Origin of the sequence: Streptomyces sp. NPDC015532 (genome assembly GCF_043078065.1) — a bacterium.
Taxonomy (GTDB): domain Bacteria; phylum Actinomycetota; class Actinomycetes; order Streptomycetales; family Streptomycetaceae; genus Streptomyces.
Genome location: NZ_JBIBSY010000016.1, coordinates 1 through 22,563 on the forward strand (window position 1 = coordinate 1; position 22,563 = coordinate 22,563).

20 protein-coding genes are annotated in these 22,563 nt (G+C 72.3%); 15 read left to right on the plus strand and 5 right to left on the minus strand.

The genetic code is table 11. The features are described 5' to 3' along the window. On the minus strand, nucleotides 1–377 hold a 377-nt coding region (locus tag ACF07B_RS34640; RefSeq protein ID WP_392181847.1), incomplete at its 3' end, for a carboxyl transferase domain-containing protein. Nucleotides 378–528: 151 nt separating this feature from the next. Between ACF07B_RS34640 and ACF07B_RS34645 the strand changes: the two genes are divergently transcribed. Together ACF07B_RS34645 and ACF07B_RS34650 are read left to right on the plus strand one after the other, a co-directional pair. Then, a complete protein-coding gene (locus tag ACF07B_RS34645; protein WP_369483372.1) occupies nucleotides 529–1,398 on the plus strand; it encodes a biotin--[acetyl-CoA-carboxylase] ligase in 870 nt (289 codons plus the stop codon). Nucleotides 1,399–1,860: 462 nt separating this feature from the next. After that, nucleotides 1,861–3,258, plus strand: a complete 1,398-nt coding sequence (locus ACF07B_RS34650) for an adenylate/guanylate cyclase domain-containing protein (RefSeq protein WP_392181848.1) — start codon at nucleotides 1,861–1,863, stop codon at nucleotides 3,256–3,258. A 10-nt stretch (nucleotides 3,259–3,268) separates the two neighbouring features. On the opposite strand, the gene ACF07B_RS34655 is transcribed toward ACF07B_RS34650, so the two are convergent. After that, a complete protein-coding gene (locus tag ACF07B_RS34655) occupies nucleotides 3,269–4,204 on the minus strand; it encodes a hypothetical protein (RefSeq protein WP_392181849.1) in 936 nt (311 codons plus the stop codon). Between the two features lie 19 nt (nucleotides 4,205–4,223). Here ACF07B_RS34655 and ACF07B_RS34660 point away from each other — a divergent pair, with 19 nt between their 5' ends. From ACF07B_RS34660 to ACF07B_RS34685, 6 genes are all read left to right on the plus strand, one after another. Continuing rightward, on the plus strand, nucleotides 4,224–4,871 hold the full coding sequence (locus ACF07B_RS34660; RefSeq protein ID WP_392181850.1) for a hypothetical protein: 648 nt from the start codon (nucleotides 4,224–4,226) through the stop codon (nucleotides 4,869–4,871). A 184-nt stretch (nucleotides 4,872–5,055) separates the two neighbouring features. Continuing rightward, the gene (locus ACF07B_RS34665; RefSeq protein WP_392181851.1) at nucleotides 5,056–5,883 is read left to right on the plus strand and encodes an enoyl-CoA hydratase/isomerase family protein; all 828 of its coding nucleotides are present in this window, start codon (nucleotides 5,056–5,058) and stop codon (nucleotides 5,881–5,883) included. A gap of 84 nt (nucleotides 5,884–5,967) precedes the next feature. Further along, nucleotides 5,968–7,122, plus strand: coding sequence for a diguanylate cyclase domain-containing protein (locus ACF07B_RS34670; protein WP_369483369.1), 1,155 nt, complete (start codon nucleotides 5,968–5,970; stop codon nucleotides 7,120–7,122). 177 nt (nucleotides 7,123–7,299) lie between these two features. Beyond that, complete coding sequence (gene hutH, locus ACF07B_RS34675; protein WP_392181934.1) at nucleotides 7,300–8,838, plus strand: histidine ammonia-lyase; 1,539 nt, start codon at nucleotides 7,300–7,302, stop codon at nucleotides 8,836–8,838. 278 nt (nucleotides 8,839–9,116) lie between these two features. After that, on the plus strand, nucleotides 9,117–9,320 hold the full coding sequence (locus ACF07B_RS34680) for a cold-shock protein (RefSeq protein ID WP_055556530.1): 204 nt from the start codon (nucleotides 9,117–9,119) through the stop codon (nucleotides 9,318–9,320). A 133-nt stretch (nucleotides 9,321–9,453) separates the two neighbouring features. Next, nucleotides 9,454–11,268, plus strand: a complete 1,815-nt coding sequence (locus ACF07B_RS34685) for a DEAD/DEAH box helicase (RefSeq protein WP_392181852.1) — start codon at nucleotides 9,454–9,456, stop codon at nucleotides 11,266–11,268. A gap of 158 nt (nucleotides 11,269–11,426) precedes the next feature. On the opposite strand, the gene ACF07B_RS34690 is transcribed toward ACF07B_RS34685, so the two are convergent. Both ACF07B_RS34690 and ACF07B_RS34695 read right to left on the minus strand, forming a co-directional pair. Further along, entirely contained in the window at nucleotides 11,427–12,179 is a 753-nt protein-coding gene (locus ACF07B_RS34690) for a DUF2625 family protein (RefSeq protein ID WP_369483367.1), read from the minus strand. Between the two features lie 37 nt (nucleotides 12,180–12,216). Then, entirely contained in the window at nucleotides 12,217–12,603 is a 387-nt protein-coding gene (locus tag ACF07B_RS34695) for a hypothetical protein (protein ID WP_392181853.1), read from the minus strand. A gap of 110 nt (nucleotides 12,604–12,713) precedes the next feature. Between ACF07B_RS34695 and ACF07B_RS34700 the strand changes: the two genes are divergently transcribed. The 5 genes from ACF07B_RS34700 to ACF07B_RS34720 all read left to right on the plus strand — a co-directional run bounded on the left by ACF07B_RS34700 (nucleotide 12,714) and on the right by ACF07B_RS34720 (nucleotide 17,997). Continuing rightward, a complete protein-coding gene (locus tag ACF07B_RS34700) occupies nucleotides 12,714–13,058 on the plus strand; it encodes a hypothetical protein (protein ID WP_369483365.1) in 345 nt (114 codons plus the stop codon). 242 nt (nucleotides 13,059–13,300) lie between these two features. After that, nucleotides 13,301–14,569: an Ig-like domain-containing protein gene (locus tag ACF07B_RS34705; RefSeq protein WP_362408537.1), complete on the plus strand. Its 1,269-nt coding sequence runs from the start codon at nucleotides 13,301–13,303 to the stop codon at nucleotides 14,567–14,569. Between the two features lie 215 nt (nucleotides 14,570–14,784). Further along, a complete protein-coding gene (locus ACF07B_RS34710) occupies nucleotides 14,785–16,251 on the plus strand; it encodes an ABC transporter permease (RefSeq protein WP_392181854.1) in 1,467 nt (488 codons plus the stop codon). Nucleotides 16,252–16,292: 41 nt separating this feature from the next. Then, on the plus strand, nucleotides 16,293–16,976 hold the full coding sequence (locus tag ACF07B_RS34715) for an ABC transporter ATP-binding protein (protein ID WP_392181855.1): 684 nt from the start codon (nucleotides 16,293–16,295) through the stop codon (nucleotides 16,974–16,976). Nucleotides 16,977–17,226: 250 nt separating this feature from the next. Then, nucleotides 17,227–17,997 carry a group II truncated hemoglobin gene (locus tag ACF07B_RS34720; protein ID WP_392181856.1) on the plus strand — a complete coding sequence of 257 codons (771 nt, stop codon included), beginning with the start codon at nucleotides 17,227–17,229 and terminating at the stop codon, nucleotides 17,995–17,997. Between the two features lie 10 nt (nucleotides 17,998–18,007). Here the strand turns inward: ACF07B_RS34720 and ACF07B_RS34725 are convergent, their stop codons facing one another. Further along, complete coding sequence (locus ACF07B_RS34725) at nucleotides 18,008–18,922, minus strand: helix-turn-helix domain-containing protein (protein WP_369483361.1); 915 nt, start codon at nucleotides 18,920–18,922, stop codon at nucleotides 18,008–18,010. A gap of 173 nt (nucleotides 18,923–19,095) precedes the next feature. Here ACF07B_RS34725 and ACF07B_RS34730 point away from each other — a divergent pair, with 173 nt between their 5' ends. Together ACF07B_RS34730 and ACF07B_RS34735 are read left to right on the plus strand one after the other, a co-directional pair. Beyond that, nucleotides 19,096–20,139 carry an NAD(P)-dependent alcohol dehydrogenase gene (locus ACF07B_RS34730; protein ID WP_392181857.1) on the plus strand — a complete coding sequence of 348 codons (1,044 nt, stop codon included), beginning with the start codon at nucleotides 19,096–19,098 and terminating at the stop codon, nucleotides 20,137–20,139. A 243-nt stretch (nucleotides 20,140–20,382) separates the two neighbouring features. Then, entirely contained in the window at nucleotides 20,383–22,545 is a 2,163-nt protein-coding gene (locus ACF07B_RS34735) for a restriction endonuclease (protein ID WP_392181858.1), read from the plus strand. Nucleotides 22,546–22,563: the final 18 nt, after the last annotated feature.

Below are 22,563 nucleotides of genomic sequence, written 5' to 3' on the forward strand. Positions count from 1 at the left end.
ATCACCTTCATGATCTTCTGGCCGAAGACCTCGCCGAGTGCCCCGCCGAAGACGGTGAAGTCCTGGGAGAACACCGCGACGGGGCGGCCGTCGACAGTGCCGTAGCCGGTGACCACACCATCGCCGTAAGGGCGGTTGTTCTCCAGGCCGAAGTCCGTCGAGCGGTGCCGCGCGAACTCGTCGAACTCGACGAAGGACTCGTCGTCCATCAGCAGTTCGATGCGCTCACGAGCCGTCAACTTGCCCTTGGCGTGCTGCTTTTCGACGGCGCGCTCCGAGCCGGCGTGCGTCGCTTCCTGGATGCGGCGCTGCAGATCCGCGAGCTTGCCCGCGGTGGTGTGGATGTCGGGGTGGTGCAGCTCTTCCGGCTCGGACATCGGGATGCGGCTCCCTGCCTGATCTAAGGGGACGTGAGGGTGACTGCTCAGAAAACGCGGTGCTCAGAAGGGGGGCTTGCTACTCATCCGTAGCGTAGTGGCGTGCCTACCCATCGGCAGTGCGGCGTTTACCACACCTAGGGTGGGTTGCATGACGCCGCGAGATGCAGCAGACGCGAACGACAACCGGTGGTCCGACCTGGACCGTCCGCCGCTGAACGGGGCCGCCCTGCGCAGGGCACTGGTCCGCGACGGCGGCCTGTGGTGCGACGTGGAGGTGGTGGAACGGACCGGGTCGACCAACACCGACCTGGCGGGCATCGTCACGGGCGAGAAGGGGGCCGACGAGGGCGCGGTCCTCGTCGCCGAGGAACAGAACGCGGGACGCGGCCGCCTGGACCGCCGGTGGACCGCTCCGGCCCGCTCCGGCCTCTTCTTCTCCGTGGTGCTGAAGCCCACCGGAGTCCCCGTCGAACGCTGGGGCTGGCTGCCGCTGCTCACCGGCGTCGCCGTCGCGACGGGGCTCTCGCGCTCCGCGGGGGTCGACACGGCACTCAAGTGGCCCAACGACCTGCTGGTCACCGTGGACGGAGAGGAACGCAAGGCCGGCGGCATCCTCGCCGAGCGCGCGGGCGGCGACGCGGTCGTCGTCGGCATCGGCGTCAACGTCTCGCTGCGCGCCGAGGAACTGCCCGTACCGGGCGCCGGATCGCTGGCGCTGGCGGGCGCGACGACCACGGACCGTGACACCGTGCTGCGGGCCGTGCTGCGCTCCCTGGAGCAGTGGTACGTGCGCTGGCGGGACGCGGGCGGCGACCCCGTCGCGTCCGGCCTCCAGGAGACGTACGCGGCCGGATGCGCGACGCTCGGGCGCACGGTGCGGGCCGAGCTGCCCGGCGGCCGGTCGATCGTCGGGGAAGCGGTGGCCCTGGACGGGGACGGGCGGCTCGTCATCGCGACCGCGGACGGTGTGCAGGAGCCGGTGGGGGCCGGGGACGTGGTGCATCTGCGGCCCGCGTGAGGCTACGGGCGCGGCGGGCCGCCGCGACCCGGGCGCACCCCGGCCGCCTCGTCCGCCCGGCGTGCCGCACCTTGGTCTGTCCCGGCGGGCCGCACGGGCCGGGGCGTCCGAGCCCGTGCGGCCCGCCGGGTCGAACCGCCCGTCGGCGCGTCCGGGAACAGCCCTGTGGGCGCCCCGCACATAGAGCGGGCGCGCGCCGAGGGTCAGAAGGGCGCGTCCGGCGCGGTGGGTGGTGCGGGGGCGTGGTCCGGCGTGGTCGCTGGTGCGCGGGCGCGGTCCGGCGTGGCGGGCGGTGCGGGGGCGTGGTCCGGTGGGGGGTGTGAGGGCATGGACCCGTGACTGGTCCGGGCCTTCGGCACCGTCCCCGGGCTCGGTCCCGCCATCGGGAGTGAGCCAGCGCACACCTGCCGTAGAGTTGAGCGCGGTCGAACCTGACCACGGCAGATCGGAAGGGCAGCAGGAGTGACCGTCGACGACACCGGCTCCGGCACGGGTGCCCAACCCGCCCCCGGCGGCGAGCCGGGCCGTACCGCCGGGCCGGTCACGGACGCGACACCCGCACGGGCCGCCGCGGACGGCGAGGCCCCGCAGGGCGCCCGTCCCGACGCGGGGACCGGCACCCGCCCGAACCACCGACCGGACGACAGCTCGCCCGCGGGATCCGGCCGCCACGGGGAGGACCGCTCCCCGGCGGGGAGCGAGATCCGCAGGGACGACCACGGGAGCGACAGCCGCCCGGACGTCCGGCCCGACGCACGCCACGAGGCGAACGGCCGGGTGGACCCCCAGGGCGAGCCGGACTCCGGTGAGGACCCGCTCGCGCTGCGTCTGGAAGGGCTGATCCTCGGCGCCGAGCGGCGGTACACCCCGTTCCAGGCGGCCCGCAGCGCGGGCGTCTCCATGGAGCTGGCCTCCCGCTTCTGGCGGGCGATGGGCTTCGCGGACATCGGCCAGGCCAAGGCGCTGACCGAGGCGGACGTGCTCGCCCTGCGCCGGCTCGCCGGTCTCGTCGAGGCGGGCCTGCTGAGCGAGGCCATGGCCGTCCAGGTCGCCCGGTCCACCGGGCAGACCACCGCCCGTCTGGCCGAATGGCAGATCGATTCCTTTCTGGAGGGCCTGACCGAGCCCCCGGAACCGGGAATGACGCGCACCGAGGTGACGTACCCCCTGATCGAACTGCTCCTGCCCGAGCTGGAGGAGTTCCTCGTCTACGTCTGGCGCCGCCAGCTCGCCGCCGCCACCGGCCGGGTCGTGCAGGCGGCGGACGACGAGGAGATGGTCGACCGCCGCCTCGCCGTCGGCTTCGCGGACCTGGTCGGCTTCACGCGGCTGACGCGCCGCATGGAGGAGGAGGAACTCGGCGAACTCGTCGAGGCCTTCGAGACCACCGCGGCGGACCTGGTCGCTGCCCATGGGGGCCGGCTCATCAAGACCCTCGGCGACGAGGTGCTCTACTCCGCGGACGACGCCGGTGTCGCCGCCGAGATCGCGCTGCGGCTCATCGAGACGATGGCCAACGACGAGACGATGCCCGAGCTGCGTGTCGGCATCGCCTTCGGCACGGTGACCACCCGGATGGGCGACGTGTTCGGTACGACCGTGAACCTGGCGAGCCGGCTCACGTCGATAGCGCCGCGCGACGCCGTCCTCGTCGACGGCGCCTTCGCCGAGGAGCTGACCCGCACCGGTGACGCGCCCGCCTCCGAGGCGGCGGCCGCGGAGGCCGCGGCGGCGGCGGAGAAGGAGGGCGAGGAACCCCCCTCGTACCGCTTCGCGCTCCAGCCGATGTGGCAGCGGCCCGTTCGAGGTCTCGGCGTCATCGAGCCGTGGCTGCTGGCCCGCCGGGCCGACGAGGCGTAGTACGTCCCGGTCACTGGCCGCCCTGGCCGGGTGACAGCAGTCCGTTCACGCAGATCCCCACGATCGGCACGCACACGTCCGGCGGCCGATGGGACGGCGCCGGGGCGGTCGGGGCCGGGGACGGGGTGTGCCGCGGTACCTCGGCGGGCGCCGTGGCCGTCGGCGTCGGTCGCGCGGGCGGTGCTGTCGTCACGGGGGCCGTGGGAATGCCGGTGCTGCCCGGTGCCGTGGCGACGGGGGCGGCGCCGCGGGCGGCCGGGACCGTGGGTCCGGGCGTCCGGACCGACGCCGGGACCGGGCTCGCGTCCGAGGTGGGTGCCGGGCTCGTCCCGCCCATCGCGGGGCTCGCCGGTGCGGCGCCTGCCCCCGTGGGCGTGGGCATGGCCGCGACGGTGGGGACGGCGCCGCCCGCAAGGTCGTTGTCGGTGGCGGTCGCGACCGGTTCGGCCTCCGTGGCCCCCGCGTCCGCGTGCCCGGTCACCGAGTCCGGGGTCATCCGGGCGAGGCTCAGCACTCCCGCGGCGAGCGCGAGGCCGCCCGCGGCGAACAGCACCCGGCGTCGGCGGGGCTTGCGGTGACGGCCCCGGACGGTACGGAGCCGGACGGGCGCGGGTTCGTCGCCGGGGGCGTTCGTGGGCTCGTCGCCGGGGGCGTACGCGGGCTCGCGCACCTCGGCGGAACGCGGCGCCGGAACGATCCGCCGCCTCCGACCAGCACCATCAGCGCCACCCGTCACCTCCCGGGCACCGCTCCCGGCTCCCCGCGCCTTCTCCGCCCCGGCTTCCGTCAGCCGGGTGTCCATCGCCAGGGTGGCCGTGTGCGGCTCAGTCCCGGTTTCCCGTGCCTCTGCCCTGGTTTCCGTCAGCCGGGTGTCCATCGCCAGGGTGGCCGTGCGCGGCTCAGTCCCGGTTTCCCGCGCCTCCGCCCTGGTTTCCGGTGCCTTCATCCTGGCTTCCGTCCGCCGGGTGTCCGCCCCGACGGGGGCCCTGCGCGGCGCGGCCCCGGCTTCCCGCGCCTTCGCTCCGGCTTCCGGTGCCTTCTCCGCCGCGGCTACCGCCCACCGGCTGCCCGTCGCGACCGCGACCCTGCGCGGCTCGGCCGCGGACTTCCGTGCCGTCGCTCCGGGTTCCCGTGGCTCCGCCTGCGCTCCGGGTTCCCGGGTCCTCGGCCCGGGCTCCGCCCGCTGGGCTCCGGTCGTGACCGGAGCCTTGCCCTGCTCCGTCACGGCCTCCGCCCTCGCGGCGCCCGCCTCGGCTCCGGCGTCGGCGGTCGGTCTTCCCGGTGAGGGGGCCCAGACCTTCGCGGCCCTGTCCGGCGTCGTCCCGGTGCTCCCCGCGGCGGCCCCGGCGCGCTCGGCGCCGGTTCCCTCCGTACTACGGGTCGCCGGGGCGGACATCGCCCTGTTGAGCGGCGTGACGCGGATCCACCCGGTGTCCGCCGGCGCGGTCCCGGCCGCCGTGGAGTCGGAGCGCCGGTCGGGCGAGGTGCCGGGACCGGTGGCCCCGGACGCCGCCCGCTGGGCCGGCGGTCGCGTGAGTGCGGGTCGCTGGCCCGGCCGGGTACTGGTGGCCTGCGGTGTCTCGCGGTTCGTCATGGTCGTCCCTCCCCGGTGAGCCGGTGCCCCTGATGCGTTGCGGCGGTGCGCAGGTTATTCACGGTCTGGGGGCGGAGAAACGAAGTCGGGCGACATGTCACTCGAACGAGGAGCTACGGCCCGAGGGGGCGGGTTTCGCCGGACGGCCCCGGCTGCGATGATCGGAGCGTCGATTGTTAACCCGCGTTAACCGGGAGGGTGTCATGGCGGAGCACGAGGCGGACCAGGTGGCGGAGCCGGCCGAGCGGAGGTTCGGGGAGTTCGTGGCCGTACGACGGCACGGGTACGTCGCCGAGCTCGTCCTCGACCGGCCCAAGGCCATGAACGCCGTGTCCACGGACATGGCGCGGTCGATCGCCGGTGCCTGCGACGCCCTCGCCGCCGACCGGGACGTCCGCGTGGTCGTGCTGACCTCCACGCACGAACGGGCCTTCTGCGTCGGCGCCGACCTGAAGGAGCGCAACTCCTTCACGGACGCCGAGCTGGTACGGCAGCGGCCGATCGCGCGATCCGCGTACACCGGTGTCCTGGAACTGCCGATGCCGACCGTCGCGGCCGTTCACGGCTTCGCGCTGGGCGGAGGGTTCGAGCTGGCGCTGTCCTGCGACCTGATCGTGGCCGACCGTTCGGCGGTCGTCGGATTGCCCGAGGTGTCCGTCGGCGTGATTCCCGGAGGCGGCGGCACGCAGCTGCTGCCGCGCCGGGTCGGGGCCGCGCGCGCCGCCGAGCTCATCTTCTCGGCACGGCGTCTGGAGGCCGCCGAGGCGCGGGAGTTGGGGCTGGTGGACGAGCTGGTGGAGGCGGGGCGGGACCGAGAGGAAGCGCTGGCTCTGGCCACCCGGATCGCCGCCAACTCCCCGGTCGGGCTGCGCGCCGCCAAGCGTGCCCTGCGCCTCGGACACGGACTCGACCTGCGTGCCGGCCTGGAGGTCGAGGACGCGGCCTGGCGCTCCGTCGCCTTCTCCGGGGACCGGGCGGAAGGGGTCGCCGCGTTCAACGAGAAGCGCAGGCCGGAGTGGCCGGGAGAGTAGCCCCGGATTCCTTGTCGTGCGACCCGTACCCCTGTTCGCTCCGCCGATGTCCCGAATATGCGCAAATATACCTAGCCTGGGGTGATGGGTGAGGACTATCGGCTGAAGGCCGTGGTGACGCTGGCGCAGGGGATGGCGGCGGCGCACACCCCGCGGGAGTCGTGGCGGGCGGCGGCGCTCGGCGCGTGCCACGCGCTGGCCGGGAGCTTCGCCGCGCTCTCCGTGTGGGAGCGCGAACTCGGCCGGCTGCGGGTGCTGGCCAACGTGGGCGACCGTGCCGCGGACGAGGACGAGTTCCCCGACGGGGAGGCCTACCCGGTGCACCAGTTCCCGGAGATCACCGAGTTCCTGCACGAGCGCTGGGCGGGCGGCGGCGAGCCCAACGCCTGGGTCGAGACCGCCGCAGGCCCCGCGGGCGGCGCCTTCGGCTACTGCCACCAGCGCGTGGCGGCGCTGCGCAGGCGCGGCCGCGGCTGCTGTGTCGTCGCGCCGATCGTGCTGCACGGGCGGGCGTGGGGTGAGCTCTACGTGGCCCGTCCGGCCGGGGCCCCCGTCTACGGCCCGCAGGACGCCGACTTCGCGACCGTCCTCGCCTCCGTCGTCGCCGCCGGGATCGCCCAGACCGAACGCCTGGAGGAGGCCCGGCGCCTGGCCTACACCGACTCCCTGACCGGACTCGCCAACCGCCGCGCCGTGGACGTACGGCTGGAGGAGGCCGTGGAGCGGCACAAGGAGGACGGCGCCGTGGTCAGTCTCGTCGTGTGCGACCTCAACGGACTCAAGCGGGTCAACGACACCCGGGGGCACGCCGCCGGCGACCGGCTCCTCGAACGGTTCGGGTCGGTGCTCTCGCTGTGCGGGGCCATGCTCCCGGGCACCCTCGCGGCGCGGCTGGGCGGCGACGAGTTCTGTCTGCTGGCGGTGGGCCCGCCGGCCGACGACGTGGTCCGTATCGCCGGTGAACTCTGCTGCCGGGCGGCCGAGTTGGAACTCGGGGAGGGTGTGGCGTGCGGGGTCGCCTCGACCGGGGACGCGATCGGCCCCGTACGGTCGGCGCGGCGGCTGTTCCGGCTGGCGGACGCGGCGCAGTACCGTGCGAAGGCCGTCCGGGCCGCGAAGCCCGTGGTCGCCGGGCGCGAGGGCCCCGACGATCCGGTGGTGCGCCTCGCGGACGCGCCCCCGCCCGCGGAGGGCGAGCGGCGCAGGTTCCGCGGACGCCACGACAGGCCCCGCACATGACGACGGAACGGCCCGCGCCTCGGTGACCCGGCCCCGGGTGCGGCGTCCGCGTCCGTGACACGGTCCCGGGCCGCGGTCGCACAGAGCGGCCGTTGTGACGTACGCCGGGGTAAGGGGTCAACCCGCCACCCGCTAGTGACATCATCGAATTCACTGCGTACGCTCCTGAATATGGATATGCACACTGTGGTGGTGGGGACGTCCGGAGTGACCGCGTCCGACGTTCTCGCCGTGGCGCGCGAAGGCGCCCGGATCGAGCTCTCCGGCGAGGCGGTGGCGGCCCTCGCCGCGGCCCGCGAGATCGTGGAGGCGCTGGCCGCGAAGCCGGAGCCCGTCTACGGCGTCTCCACCGGGTTCGGCGCCCTGGCGAGCCGGCACATCAGCCCGGAACTGCGCGCCCAGCTGCAGCGCAACATCGTCCGCTCGCACGCCGCCGGCATGGGCCCGCGCGTCGAGCGCGAGGTCGTCCGCGCGCTGATGTTCCTGCGCCTCAAGACCGTCTGCTCCGGGCACACCGGTGTGCGGCCCGAGGTCGCGCAGACCATGGCGGACATCCTGAACGCCGGCATCACCCCGGTCGTCCACGAGTACGGCTCGCTCGGCTGCTCCGGCGACCTGGCGCCGCTGTCCCACTGCGCCCTGACCCTGATGGGCGAGGGCGACGCGGAAGGCCCCGACGGAGTCGTGCGGCCCGCGGGCGAGCTGCTCGCCGAGGCCGGCATCACCCCCGTGGAGCTGCGCGAGAAGGAGGGCCTCGCCCTCCTCAACGGCACCGACGGCATGCTCGGCATGCTGGTCATGGCCCTCGCCGACCTGGAGACGCTGTACAAGTCGGCCGACGTCAGCGCCGCGCTCTCCCTCGAAGCGCTCCTCGGCACGGACAAGGTCCTCGCCCCCGAGCTGCACGCCATCCGCCCGCACCCCGGCCAGAGCGCCAGCGCCGCCAACATGCTGGCCGTGCTGAAGGGTTCGGAGCTCACCGGCCACCACCAGGACGGCGCCCCGCGCGTCCAGGACGCCTACTCCGTGCGCTGCGCCCCGCAGGTCGCCGGCGCCGGCCGGGACACCCTCGCGCACGCCCGCACGGTCGCCGAGCGCGAGCTGGCCTCCGCCGTCGACAACCCCGTCGTGCTGCCCGACGGCCGCGTCGAGTCCAACGGCAACTTCCACGGCGCCCCGGTCGCCTACGTCCTCGACTTCCTCGCCATCGCCGCCGCCGACCTCGGTTCGATCGCCGAGCGCCGCACCGACCGGCTGCTCGACAAGAACCGCTCGCACGGCCTCCCGCCGTTCCTCGCGGACGACGCCGGCGTCGACTCGGGCCTGATGATCGCCCAGTACACGCAGGCCGCGCTGGTCAGCGAGATGAAGCGGCTCGCCGTCCCCGCGTCCGCGGACTCCATCCCCTCCTCCGCCATGCAGGAGGACCACGTCTCCATGGGCTGGTCGGCGGCGCGCAAGCTGCGCACCTCCGTGGACAACCTGACCCGGATCGTGGCGATCGAGCTGTACGCCGCGACCCGTGCGATCGAGCTCCGCGAGGGGCTGACGCCCGCCCCGGCGTCCCGCGCGGTCATCGACGCGGTCCGCGCGGCCGGTGTCCAGGGCCCCGGCCCGGACCGCTTCCTCGCCCCCGACCTGGCGGCGGCGGACGCGTTCGTACGCGCCGGCGGTGTGGTGGCGGCGGTGGAGCCGGTGACCGGCCCGCTCGCCTAGGGTCCCTGCCGCACGAGGGCGGGGCGCGTCCCCGTCCTCGTACGACGCCCCCGACCTCGTACGACAGTCAGGCGTGTCCCGGCCCGCGCACGGCCGTGGACCTCGCCTCGCACTCCCGCCCCGGCGTGTGCTACTGTCTCATTGATACGTTTTTGGTACCCATTTACTTTGTGCGCCTGATCGGAATCCTCCGCAGGCGCGTTTTGTTTTACCGGCATCTCCGGCATTACCCGGTGCATCTCCGGATGGGGGCCCAACTACCTGTTCAGGAGAACAACATGGCTACTGGCACCGTGAAGTGGTTCAACTCGGAAAAGGGCTTCGGCTTCATCGAGCAGGACGGCGGCGGCCCCGACGTCTTCGCCCACTACTCGAACATCGCCAGCTCCGGTTTCCGTGAGCTCGTCGAGGGCCAGAAGGTCTCCTTCGAGGTCACGCAGGGCCAGAAGGGCCTGCAGGCGGAGAACATCGTTCCCGCCTAGTTCGAACGCGCTTTTCCAGAGCCGGGTCCCGCGCCTTCGGGTGCGGGTCCCGGCTCAGCGCTGTGACAGCTCATGCAGTCGGTGAGCGCTGTGTGTGCAGTCCGTGGGCCCAGGAAGGAAATCCAGATCCAGCATGACTCGATCCGAACGTCCCGTCCGTAAGCGGCCGGCAAACGCGCGCGCCGCTCAGACCGGCGGTTCCGCGAGGAGCGCGAGCCGGGGTACCGGGCGCCCCGGCGCCCGCAAGGTCGCGCCGCCGCAGGAATTCTCCCTGCCCGAGACCATCACCCCGGCGCTGCCCGCGGTCGACTCGTTCGACGCGCTGGACATGCCTGCCGCCCTGACGAAGACCCTCGCGGCCCAGGGCGTCATAGAGCCCTTCCCGATCCAGGGCGCCACCCTGCCCAACTCCCTCGCCGGGCGCGACGTGCTCGGCCGCGGTCGCACCGGCTCCGGCAAGACGCTCGCCTTCGGGCTCGCGCTCCTCGCCCGCACCGCAGGCCGCCGCGCCGAGCCGCGCAGTCCGCTCGCGCTCGTCCTGGTGCCCACCCGCGAACTCGCCCAGCAGGTCGACGACGCGCTGACGCCGTACGCCACCGCCGTCAACCTGCGCGTGACCACGGCCGTCGGCGGGATGTCGATCGGCCGGCAGGCCGGCACGCTGCGCCGCGGTGTCGAGGTGCTCGTGGCCACCCCCGGGCGGCTCAAAGACCTGATCGAGCGTGGCGACTGCGCCCTCGGACAGGTCGCGATCACCGTGCTGGACGAGGCCGACCAGATGGCCGACATGGGCTTCATGCCCCAGGTCACCGCGCTGCTCAAGCAGGTCGAGCCGGGCGGCCAGCGGCTGCTCTTCTCGGCCACGCTCGACAAGAACATCGACCGGCTCGTCAAGATGTTCCTCACCGACCCGGTGGTGCACTCCGTCGACCCGTCCGCGGGCGCGGTGGTGACCATGGAGCACCACGTGCTGCACGTCGCCGACGAGACCGACAAGAAGGCGGTCGCGCTGCGGATCGCAGCCCGCGACGGCCGGGTGATCCTCTTCGTGGACACCAAGCGCGGCGCCGACCGCTTCACCAAGCGGCTGCTCGCCAGCGGTGTCCGGGCCTCCGCCCTGCACGGCGGGCGCAGCCAGCCGCAGCGCAACCGCACCCTCGACCAGTTCAAGACCGGTCAGGTCACCGCCCTCGTGGCCACCAACGTGGCGGCCCGCGGCATCCACATCGACGACCTCGACCTCGTGGTCAACGTCGACCCGCCGACCGACCACAAGGACTACCTCCACCGCGGCGGCCGCACCGCCCGCGCCGGAGAGTCCGGCAGCGTCGTCACCCTGGTGCTCCCCGAGCAGAAGCGTGAGATGACCCGGCTCATGGCGGACGCCGGCATCACGCCGCGCACCGCCCGGGTCAAGTCCAGCGACGAGGAGCTCGCCCGCCTCACCGGCGCCCGCGAGCCTTCCGGCGTCCCGGTCGTCATCGAGGTTCCGCAGCCGGCCGAGCAGCCGAAGGCGCGGCCCAAGGCGCGGCGTGCCACCGGGGGCGGGGCCAGGCGCCCGGCGGTCTCCGGCGGCGACACGGCAGGACGCTCCGGCTCCGGCTCCGACGGCCAGTCCCGCCGGCAGCGCGGCGGCCGTCCGGGCACGGACGCGGCGACGGGCGGCACGGCCGCCGGACGCCGCGCGAGCACCGGGGGAGCGGCCACGGGCCGTCGTACCGAGGCCGGTGGTGGCGCGGGTCGTCGTACCGAGGCCGGTGGTGGCGCGGGTCGTCGTACCGAGGCCGGTGGTGGCGCGGGTCGTCGTACCGAGGCCGGTGGCGGCGCGGGTCGTCGTACCGAGGCCGGTGGCGGCGCGGGTGCCGGTCGCTCCGGCGGCCGCGGGCGTGCTCCGCAGCGCGGTGGTCAGAACGGCGGCCAGGGCGGTGGCGGCCGCAGGGCCGCCTGACCCGATCGGACCGTTCGGCTTCGCCGCGGCCCCGTACACCCCGGCATCACGCCCGGGGGTGCGGGGCCGCCGCGTTGACGGCCCACACCCCCGCCTGGGGCCGGGAGGCCGCGTCGCGTGCTTCCCGGAGCCGAACCGGGCCGCGCGCCGCGGGGGTTTCAGACGTCGCCGAGGAAACCCGGGTCGACCCCGTCCAGTTTCAGGGCGAAGTTCCGGTGCAGGCTGAGCAGTTCCGCCAGCGGCACCGCGCGGCGGCTGGTCGACATCAGGTCGCGCCGCGCCTCCGCCGACCACAGGAACGGCATCACGGACAGCCCCTGCGTGCCAGTGAGGGCGCCGGACTCGGCCCGCCAGCCGGGCCAGCGCAGCGTGTCGTAGAACTTGTCCGTGCCCTCACCGAGGAGCCACTGGAGCCATGCCCCGTGGCCCACTTCGAGCGCCTCCCACTTCAGTGAGTCCGGCGCGAAGTACACGACCTCTCCGGGACGACCGGGACGTCCCACCGACTCCGGGGCCGCGCCGTTGAGGGCGAACACCCCGCCGAGCACGTCGTGGCCGACGACGAGCCCGCCGTCGCGCGGGCGCCAGCCGGGATCGAAGTACTCGGGGAATTCGTTGACTTCGGCCAGCGAGGGCAGGTCCGTCGAGCCGCCCGGAAGTCCCGTCGGCTCGTCCTCGGCCGGACTGCCGTAGATCCGCAGCCATCCGCTGTCCAGCACCACACCGCCGCAGTTGAGCACCATCCCGCCCAGCCAGGACCGCGCGGTGACCTGGAGCTGGAGCAGGCTCGCGCGGGCCAGACCGGGGTCCACCGGGGGAACCTCCATGGACACCCCGCTCGCGGCGATCGCCTGGGACAGCAGCGGCCAGGCCGGTTCCTCGACGTCGGTCAGCTCGCTCAGCTCTCGCATGGCTTCCCCGTGGGTTGTCCGGACGCGGTCGATGCGCTCAGTAGGCCATCATGCGCTCTCGGCGCACGGAATACGTCACGAATCCGGCGCCCAGACCGAGGAAGAGGGTGCCGCCGACGAGATACGGAGTGGTGTCCACGGCGCCTGTGTCCGCGAGCCGGGTCCCGTTGTCCCCGGAGAGCGTGTGCGGCCCCTCGTCGCCGGAGAGCGCCCGGGTCCCGTCACCGTCCGTCCCGGCGGACGCCCGTGCCGACGCGGTGGAGGCCGGTGCCGACGCGGTGGAGGCCGGTGCCGCGGACGACGGCGCCGTCGAGGCCGGTGTGGGCGCGTTCTGGGTCGCGTTGGCGGACGGGACGAACCACAGGGCACCCAGGAGGGTCCCCGCTGCGGTGGCGGTCAGCAACGATCGACGTGCGGCGGACACGAAATATCGATCCCCTTGTGGCGCTTGCGAATTGGCCGTGCGGGCCGATGCTAGTGAAAGGCGCGGGTCGTGGGAAAGTCGCGCGTGCCGGGGGCCGTACGCTCCCTCCCATGAGCACCCCTGAGACTTCACAGTTTGTACGGCTTCGTGTCGAACTCGTGCTGGAGATCGACGATGCCGGCGCCGTCACCCGGGCCGCTTTGGGCCGGATCGCCGACGACGCGGACCTGCCGGCCGACGAAAGAGCGCATGCCGAGGGCGCGGTGACGGAAGACACAGCGGAGGCCCTCGCCTATCTCGTCGACCCGTTCGACCTGGTCAGTGCGGTTCCCGGAGTCGAGCTCGCGCAGGCCTCGTGGAGCAGTGAGCCCATTGACTACGATCCCGATTCGCCGGATTGGGACATTGACGAGGATGATGCCGACGAGGACGACGAGGAAGACGTGCGCGGCTGAAACGGTCCGGGAACCCTGACCCCGGTCGGCGAACGCCGTCCGGGGTTCTTTGTCCCGGTGAAGCGCGAGCCGCCTCCGCACCACCCCCGCGCACCACTCCTCCGTACCACCTCGGTCGGTGTTTCCGAGCGCGGCGGACGTGGCGTGGGCCACACTTCCGCGTGAAGTGGAACGCGGTGAACCGGTTTTGGCGTTCTTATTGGTTACGGGACTCCCGTGGTCCTTTTCGGGAATCGGCAACGATGGAGAAGCGTGTGATGACGAACAGTAAGCGGCGCAAGCGTCTTTTGACCGCGTCCGCACTGCTCGGCGGGGTGCTGGTGCTCTCTGCGTGCAGCGGAGACGGGGACAAGGCCGGCGCATCGGACGGCGGCGACTCCACGTCGCAGGCCAAGGTCGACGAGGCCGCGGCCAAGAAGACGTCCGAGGCCCTGATCAAGATCACGCCCAAGGACGGTTCCGACAACGCCTCGATCAACAACGGCACCGCCGTCACGGTCAGCAAGGGCTCGCTCACGTCCGTCTCGATGAAGACCGCGTCCGGCACCGCCGTCGCCGGTCAGATATCGGCCGACAAGAAGAGCTGGAAGCCGCTGAACCGCCTGGAGCGCGCCACCACGTACAAGATCGCCGCCGAGGCCGCCGACTCCGAGGGCCGCACCGCCCACGAGAACGCGTCCTTCAGCACGGTCTCCCCGGCCAACAGCTTCATCGGCAACTTCACGCCCGAGGACGGTTCCACCGTCGGTGTCGGCATGCCGGTGTCGATCAACTTCGACAAGGCGATCACCGACAAGGCCGCGGTGCAGAAGGGGATCACCGTCTCCTCCAGCAGCGGCCAGGAGGTCGTCGGGCACTGGTTCAACGCCAACCGCCTGGACTTCCGCCCCGAGAGCTACTGGACCGGCGGTTCCACCGTCACCCTCAAGCTGAACCTCGACGGGGTCCAGGGCGCGAGCGGTGTCTACGGCGTGCAGCAGAAGACGGTCACCTTCAAGATCGGCCGCAACCAGGTCTCCATCGTCGACGCCAAGACCAAGACGATGCAGGTCACCCAGGACGGCAAGGTCGTCAAGACCATCCCGATCTCCGCGGGCGCTCCGGAGAACACCACGTACCAGGGCCAGATGGTGATCTCCGAGAAGTTCAAGGAGACCCGGATGGACGGTTCGACGGTCGGCTTCAAGGACGACAAGGGCAAGGGCGAGTACGACATCAAGGACGTGCCGCACGCCATGCGTCTGTCGAACTCCGGCACCTTCATCCACGGCAACTACTGGGGCGCGAAGTCCATCTTCGGCTCCGTCAACACCAGCCACGGCTGTGTGGGTCTGTCCGACACCAAGGGTGCCAACGACGCCGGCACGCCCGCCGCGTGGTTCTTCAACCACTCGCTGATCGGTGACGTCGTGGTCGTCAAGAACACCGGCGACAAGACCATCGCCCCGGACAACGGCCTCAACGGCTGGAACCTGGACTGGGCGGCCTGGAAGGCCGGTTCGGCCGCCTGAGCCGAGGCGCGGGCCTGACGGTCCGCGAAGGCCGGGGCGGGACCTGACGGTCCGCCGCGGCCGGGACGCGAACGAACACCGATGCGGCGGTGGCCCTCACGGGCCGCCGCCGCATCGGTGTCTCCCAAAGATTTCCTGGCCCGGCCACAGCCTTCTCATGGTTCTCTTATTTCGGCCTTATTCCTTCATCACACGGCGTAACTAGCTTGCGGCGCATGTTCTTCACCTACCTGAGGCGCGAACTGCGCCGCCGCAGAAAGGCGGCCCTCGTCGTCGCCTCCGGGCTCGCCCTGGGCATAGCCCTGGTCATCGTGGTCAGTTCCGTGTCCTCGGGCATGGAGAAGGCGCAGGGCAAGGTCCTCCAGTCGCTGTACGGGCTGGGGACCGACATGACGGTCACCAAGGCCGCCGCGCCGGCCAACAGCACCAGCGCCCGCCCGCGCTTCAACTTCGACGCGAAGGACAGCGATTCCGACAAGGAACAGAGCAGCGACCGCGTCATGGTCCAGGGCTTCCAGACCCTGGCCTCCTCGACCGTCGCCAAGGTCGACGCGCAAAAGGGCGTCGCGGACTCCGTCGGAGGCCTGAGCCTCCAGGTCGTCCGCATCAACGGCCAGTTCACCCGGGGCCAGTTCAAGCAGGACCCGAACAGCGGTGGCAGCCGGCAGGGCGGCCCCGGCGGCGGCCAGCAGTCCCCGCAGGGCCGCGTCGAGGGCGGCGGCGCCAACTTCGACGTCAACAACTACACGGTCTACGGCACCGACGTCACCAAGCCCGCCCTGGGCCCGCTGACCTCGTCGAAGATCACCAGCGGTCGTACGTTCAAGACCTCCGAGACGAACGCGAAGGTCGTCGTCGCGGACAAGTCGTACGCCAAGGAGAAGAAGCTCAAGCTCGGCGGCACCGTCACCGTCAAGAGCGTCAAGTACAAGATCATCGGCATCGCGACGCCCGACAGCGGCGACGCGGCGGCCAACCTCTACATCCCGCTCCAGCAGGCGCAGACGCTCAGCGGCTCCAAGAACAAGGTCACGACGATCTACGTCAAGGCCGCGGACTCGCAGCAGATCGCCGGCGTCAAGAGCACCATCCAGAAGAACATCTCGGGTACGACGGTCACCACCTCCGCCGACCTCGCGGACACGGTCTCCGGCTCCCTGTCCACCGCCTCCGACCTCGCCTCGAACGTGGGCAAGTGGCTGTCGATCGCGGTGCTCGTGGCCGCGTTCCTGGTCGCCGGTCTGCTCACCTCCTCCGCCGTGTCCCGCCGGGTGCGTGAGTTCGGCACCCTCAAGGCGCTCGGATGGAAGTCGAGCCGGGTGACCCGCCAGGTGGTCGGCGAGGCCATCGTCAACGGTCTGGTCGGCGGTGCCCTCGGTATCGCCCTCGGCCTCGCGGGCGCCTACGTCGTCACCGAGATCAGCCCCAACCTCCAGGCACAGCTGGGGAACACGGGCGGCGGCGGCCCGGGCGGCGGCGGTCCCGGTGGCGGCGGCTTCGGCGGCCCGGCGCGGCAGACCGCGTCCAAGGCCCTCGACGTCGCGCTCACCGCGCCCGTCAGCGTCAACACCATCGTCATCGCGGTCGCCCTGGCCGTGGCCGGCGGCCTGATCGCCGGCGCCTTCGGCGGCTGGCGCGCCTCCAGGCTGCGCCCCGCCGACGCCCTGCGCCGCGTCGAATAAGCCCCGCCCCTCACGTACTTACGTATCCCAGGAGTAAGACCATGTACGAACTCAGAGGCGTCACCAAGCGCTATGCGCGGGGCAAGGAAACGATCGACGCGCTCGCGGGGATCGACCTGACGATCGGCGACGGCGACCGCCTCGTCATCCAGGGTCCCACCGGCGGAGGCAAGTCCACCCTGCTCCAGATGCTCGGCGGGCTCGACCGGCCCACCGCGGGCAGCGTCGAACTCGACGGCGTCGACATGGCCAGGCTGTCCGAGGCGAAGCTCACCAAGGTGCGCAGCGAGAACATCGGCTTCGTCTTCCAGAGCTTCAACCTGATCCCCACGCTCACCGCCCAGGAGAACGTCGAGACCGCGCTCGTACCGCTGCGCGTGAAGGCCAAGGAACGGCGTGAGAGGGCCGCGGCGGCCCTGGAGTCCGTGGGGCTCGCCGAGCGGCTCGGACACCTGCCCGCCGAGCTGTCCGGCGGTCAGCAGCAGCGCGTGGCGATCGCCCGTGCCCTGGTCAAGCAGCCCAAGGTGCTGCTCGCCGACGAGCCCACCGGCAACCTCGACGAGGGCATGCGCGACGAGATCATGGACGTGCTCGAAACCATGTGGAAGGAGCACGGGCTGACCTTCATCATGGTCACCCACGACTCCGCGATCGCGAAGAAGGCCCCGCGCGTCGCGACGATCCGCAAGGGGAGGATCACCGTCAAGGAGAACGCGAAAGCCTAGCGGCGGCAGCAGCGGCGGCGGCGGGCACGGGAACGCGGGGCGGAGCGTACGCGCCGTCGCTGTCGCCGTCGCCGGCGGCGTCGGCCCGTCCCGTCCCGCGTCGGCCAGTCCCGCCTGGGCCCGGCCCGCCTCAGCTGTCCCGCTTCGGGCCGCCCGCCTCGGTCCGTTCCACGCGGGCGGAAGTGAGCCCGCAGCGAAAGGGCCACCGGAAAGAGAGCTTCCGGTGGCCCTTCCGTGTTTGTGTGGGGGCATGACCGTCTCGACAGTCGAATACGTCCGCTACCGGATTCCCGAGGAGCAGTCGGCCGCGTTCCTGGCCGCCTACACCCGCGCCGCCGCCCAGCTCGCCGCGGCCCCGCAGTGCGTCGACTACGAACTCGCGCGCTGTGAGGACGACTTCGAGCACTTCATCCTGAGGATCACCTGGACCTCGACCGAGGACCACATCGAGGGCTTCCGCACCTCCGAGCTCTTCCCCGACTTCCTCGCCGAGATCCGCCCCTACATCGTCAGCATCGAGGAGATGCGCCACTACAAGCCGACCTCGGTACGGGGCCAGGGCGCCGCCGTGCCCACGCTCTACGCCTGGGCGGGCGGCGCGGAGGCCTTCGCCCGTCTCACCGAGGCGTTCTACGACAGGGTCCTCAAGGACGACCTCCTCGCGCCCCTGTTCGCGGACCTCGCGCCCGAACACGCCGCCCATGTCGCCCTCTGGCTCGGCGAGGTCTTCGGCGGACCGCCCGCCTACTCCGAGACCCAGGGCGGCCACGGCCACATGGTCGCCAAACACCTGGGCAAGGGCATCACGGAGGCCCAGCGCCGCCGCTGGGTGAACCTGCTCCAGGACGCCGCCGACGACGCGGGACTCCCCACCGACGCCGAGTTCCGCTCCGCCTTCGTCGCCTACGCCGAGTGGGGCACGAGGCTGGCCGTGTACTTCTCCGGCCCGGACGCGACGCCGCCGGCGGAGCAGCCCGTACCGAAGTGGACCTGGGGCGCGGCGCCGCCGTACCGGCCGTGAGCCTGATCCGTCAGCGGGGTGAGGACGCGCCCGCCCGGGTCGCGTCCGTCCCCCACGACGCCAGCAGCCGCAACGCCTCGGCCGAGGCGGACCCCGGCTCCGCGTGATACGTGACCAGCGCCAGCTCGCTGTCGCCGATCAGCCGGAACGACTCGAACTGCAACGCGAGGTCGCCCACCAGCGGATGCCGCAGCAGCTTCACCCCGTGGCTCTTCTCCTTCACGTCGTGCGTCGCCCACAGCCGCCGGAAGTCCTCGCTCTTCACGGACAGCTCCCCGACCAGCGCGGCCAGCCGCGGATCGTCCGGATGGCAGCCCGCGTCCATGCGCAGCAGACAGACGATGTCGATCGCCTTCTGCTCCCACTCCACGAACAGCTCCCGGTACTCGGGCCGCAGGAAGACCATCCGCGCCCAGTTCCGCTCCTGCGGCGGCAGCTCCGACCAGTCCCCGAACACGGCCGCGGCCATCCGGTTCCACACGAGCACGTCCGAACGACGACCGGTGATGTACGCCGGGACGCCGTCGATCGTGTCCAGCAGCTGGCGCAGGGAGCCGCGCACCTGCTGTGGCCTGACCGTCTGCCGCTTCTTGTGCTGCTTGGGCTTCGCGAGGTGCGTGAGGTGGTTGTGCTCGGCATCCGTCAGACGCAGCGCCCGCGCGATGGAGTCCAGCACCTCGGCCGACACGTTGCGGCCGTTGCCCTGTTCGAGGCGTGTGTAGTAGGCGACGGACACCCCGGCCAGCTGGGCCAGCTCCTCGCGGCGCAGTCCGGGCACCCGGCGGTGCCGCCCGAAGTCGGGCATCCCGACGTCCTCCGGCTTCAGCCGGGCACGGCGGCTGCGCAGGAACTCGCTCAGCTCGGCGCGACGGTCGAGCGGGTGGGCCGCTTCCCCGGCGGGCACTTCGGAGGGCTGTTCATCCATGCTCCAGTATCGACGGTCGTACGTCGCGGAGCCTGACCCCGCCAGTGGTAGGACCAGCGAACGTACGCAGAGCCGTGGCCTGGGTGAACCCCGGGAGATCGGGCAGGCTGAACGCCGTGCCCGGCGTGAGACAGCCGGGCACGGACCACCCCCCTCCCGAGGAGAACCCCGGCATGACCACTGTCGTCGCGTACGCCGCCCCCGCCGCCAAGGCTCCGCTGGAGCGCACCACCATCGAGCGTCGTGAGGTCCGAGAGCACGACGTCCTGATCGACATCAAGTTCGCCGGCATCTGCCACTCGGACATCCACCAGGCCCGCGAGGGCTGGGGAGAGGCCATCTTCCCGATGGTGCCGGGCCACGAGATCGCCGGCATCGTCTCCGAGGTCGGCTCCGCTGTCACCAAGTTCAAGGTCGGCGACCGCGTGGGCGTCGGCTGCCTGGTCGACTCCTGCCGCGAGTGCGACAACTGCGCCGCCGGTCTGGAGCAGTACTGCACCGGCGGCGGCGTCGGCACGTACAACGCCGTCGGCAAGGACGGCGAGCCCACCTACGGCGGCTACTCGCAGAAGATCGTCGTCGACGAGAACTACACCCTCCACATTCCCGACGGCATCTCCCTCGACGTCGCCGCGCCGCTGCTCTGCGCCGGCATCACCACGTACTCCCCGCTCAAGCACTGGAACGCCGGCTCCGGCAAGAAGGTCGCCGTCCTCGGCATGGGCGGTCTCGGCCACATGGGCGTCAAGATCGCGCACGCGCTGGGCGCCGAGGTCACGGTCCTCTCCCAGTCGCTGCGCAAGAAGGACGACGGGCTGAAGCTCGGCGCCGACCACTACTACGCCACCAGCGACCCGGAGACCTTCAAGGCGCTGCGCGGAACGTTCGACCTGATCCTGTCCACCGTCTCCGCCCCGCTGGACCTGGACGCCTACCTCGCCCTGCTGCGCACGGACGGCGCCTTCGTGAACGTGGGCGCGCCCGAGGAGCCGGTCCGGCTCAACCTCTTCTCGGTGATCGGCGGCCGCAAGACCCTCGCGGGCTCCGGCATCGGCGGTATCCAGGAGACCCAGGAGATGCTGGACTTCTGCGCCGAGCACGGCTTCGGAGCCGAGATCGAGCTGATCGACGCGTCCGAGATCAACGAGGCGTACGAGCGGGTGCTGGCGAGCGACGTCCGCTACCGCTTCGTGATCGACACGGCCACGATCAGCTAGTCCCGGCGACGCGGGGCCGCCTCCCGACGCAGGACCCCTGGGCGCCGTTCCGGTCGTACGACCGGAACGGCGCCTTCGTGCTTCTCACCGGAGGTGACCTGCCAGAATGCCCGGGTCCGGCGGCCGCCGCCCAACGGATGTGCGGGACGGCGATTACTGGATAGAGTCACCCTTTTACACATGGTTGTGGGGACAACCAACGGGGCCTTTGGGCTGCCGGCATCGGGGGAGGGCCTGCACCACATGAGTCGTCGCTCTACGGGTTTCGTCGGCGTCTGGGCCGAGGTGCAGCGGCAGCAGCAGCGCCAGCGGGAGCTCGACGCGAGACGGCGCCGGCAGGAGGAGCAGCAGGCGCGGGCCCAGCAGCGGCGGGCCGCCACGGAGTACCGCGAGTACCGGCAGGCCGAGGCGCGACGCCGTACCGAAGAGCTGGACGCACAGGTCGCCTCGTTGCAGGGCCTGCTCGCCGCGGGCTGCCGGGCGCCCGCCTTCCGGGCCGCCGCGCTCCTGCGTCCCGAGGACATCCAGCCCTTCGCCCCGGGACCGCTGGCCCAGCCGGTGGTCATGCCGGACATCGGCCGGTACCAGGCGCAGAGCGGCTGGACCGCGAACCGCCGGGCACAGGCGCAGGCCGAGGCCCAGGCGCGCTTCGAGCGGGACTGGCACGCGGCCCAGGCCGCCGAGGCGCACCGGCAGCGGCAACTGGCGTCGTACCAGCGGGAGTACCAGCAGTGGGCCGACGAGCGGCTCGCGGAGGTACGGCGGCACAACGCGGGTGTCACCGAGGTCGCCGAAGGCGTCCGCCGCAGGGATCCCGACTCCGTGATCGAGTACTTCTCCGCCGCTCTCTACTCGTCCTCGGCGTGGCCGGAGGGCTTTCCGCGCCGGATAGCCGCCGCCTACGACGCTGCGGCCGGGCAGCTCGTCCTCGACTGGGAGCTGCCCGCGTTCGACGTCGTCCCCGACGTGAAGTCCGTCCGGTACCTGTCCGGGGCCGATCAGGACAAGGAGACCGCCCGTCCCGTGACCCAGCGGCGGAGCCTGTACCGCGAGGTCCTCGCGCAGTGCGCGCTGCTCGTGCTGCACGAACTCTTCGGCGCCGACGAGGAGGGCGCCCTCGAATCGGTCGTCCTGAACGGCTTCGTCGACGGACACGACCCCACCACGGGCCGGCCGGACCACATCGTTCTCGCCACGGTCATGGCGGCCCGCTCCTCGTTCCTCTCGCTGCACCTGGCGCAGGTGGACGCGGGCAGTTGTCTGACCGACGGGCTGCGCGGGCAGCTCTCGGCCCGCCCGGACCAGCTCACGCCCGTACGGCCGGGCCGGCGGCCGCAGGACGTCGGGAACCGTGTCGTCGCCCACGGCAGCGACGAGGACCCCGACCTGTACGCCATGGACCCGATCGCGTTCGAGGAGCTGGTGGCCGAGCTCTTCCGGGCCATGGGGATGCAGGCGGTGACGACCCAGCGCTCGAACGACGGCGGCGTGGACGTCGACGCCCTGGACCCGGCGCCGATCCGGGGCGGCAAGATCGTCGTCCAGGTGAAGCGGTACCGGAACACCGTGCCGCCGACCGCCGTGCGCGATCTGTACGGGACGGTGCAGGACGCGGGCGCCAACAAGGGGGTGCTCGTGACGACGTCGGGGTTCGGCCCCGGCTCGCACACCTTCGCCGACGGCAAGCCGCTGGAGCTGATCGCGGGCCCCGAACTCGTGGACCTGCTGCATCGCCATGGGCTGCGGGGGAGGCTGGGCGACGGAGGCCGCCCGCGGGACGAATCGGCCACGCGGCCGTCACCGCGGACGTCCCGGCCCTCAGGGAGGGGGTCGCAGTCGTCGTCGCAGCCGTCGGCGCGAACGTCGTCGAGGCCGTCGCGGCCGGATCAGGGGCCCGGGCAGCCGGATTCCGGGCTGCCCGACGACCACAACATCCTGGGCATGGGATGGACCGGAAGCGTCGCCCTGGACGTCTGCGCGCTCGTCTGCCGGGGCGGCCGTGTCCTCAGCGACGATCACTTCGTCTTCTTCAACAACCCGCGGACACCGGATGGCTCGGTGTCCGCGCTGCCCGCGTCGCCGCCCGACAAGGCCGCGATCGGCGTCTCCTTCGACGCGCTGCCCGCGGAGGCCGACCGGGTGGTCCTCGTGGCGGCCGTCGACCCCGAGGCCGCCCCGGACGCCGATCTCGCGGGTTTCACGGACGCCTGTATCCGGCTGCTCGGCCGGGACCTCGCCGAACTGGACCGGCTCGACGTCTCCGACGGCCGGCCCGGCGAGACCGCCCTGGTGCTCGGCTCCTTCCGCCGCCGGAGCGACGGGAACTGGAAGTTCGTCCTCGGCGGCAAGGGCTACCCGGGCGGTCTCGGGGAACTCGTACGGGACTTCGGCATCGCGGTGGAGTAGGACCTGCCGCCGGCCGTC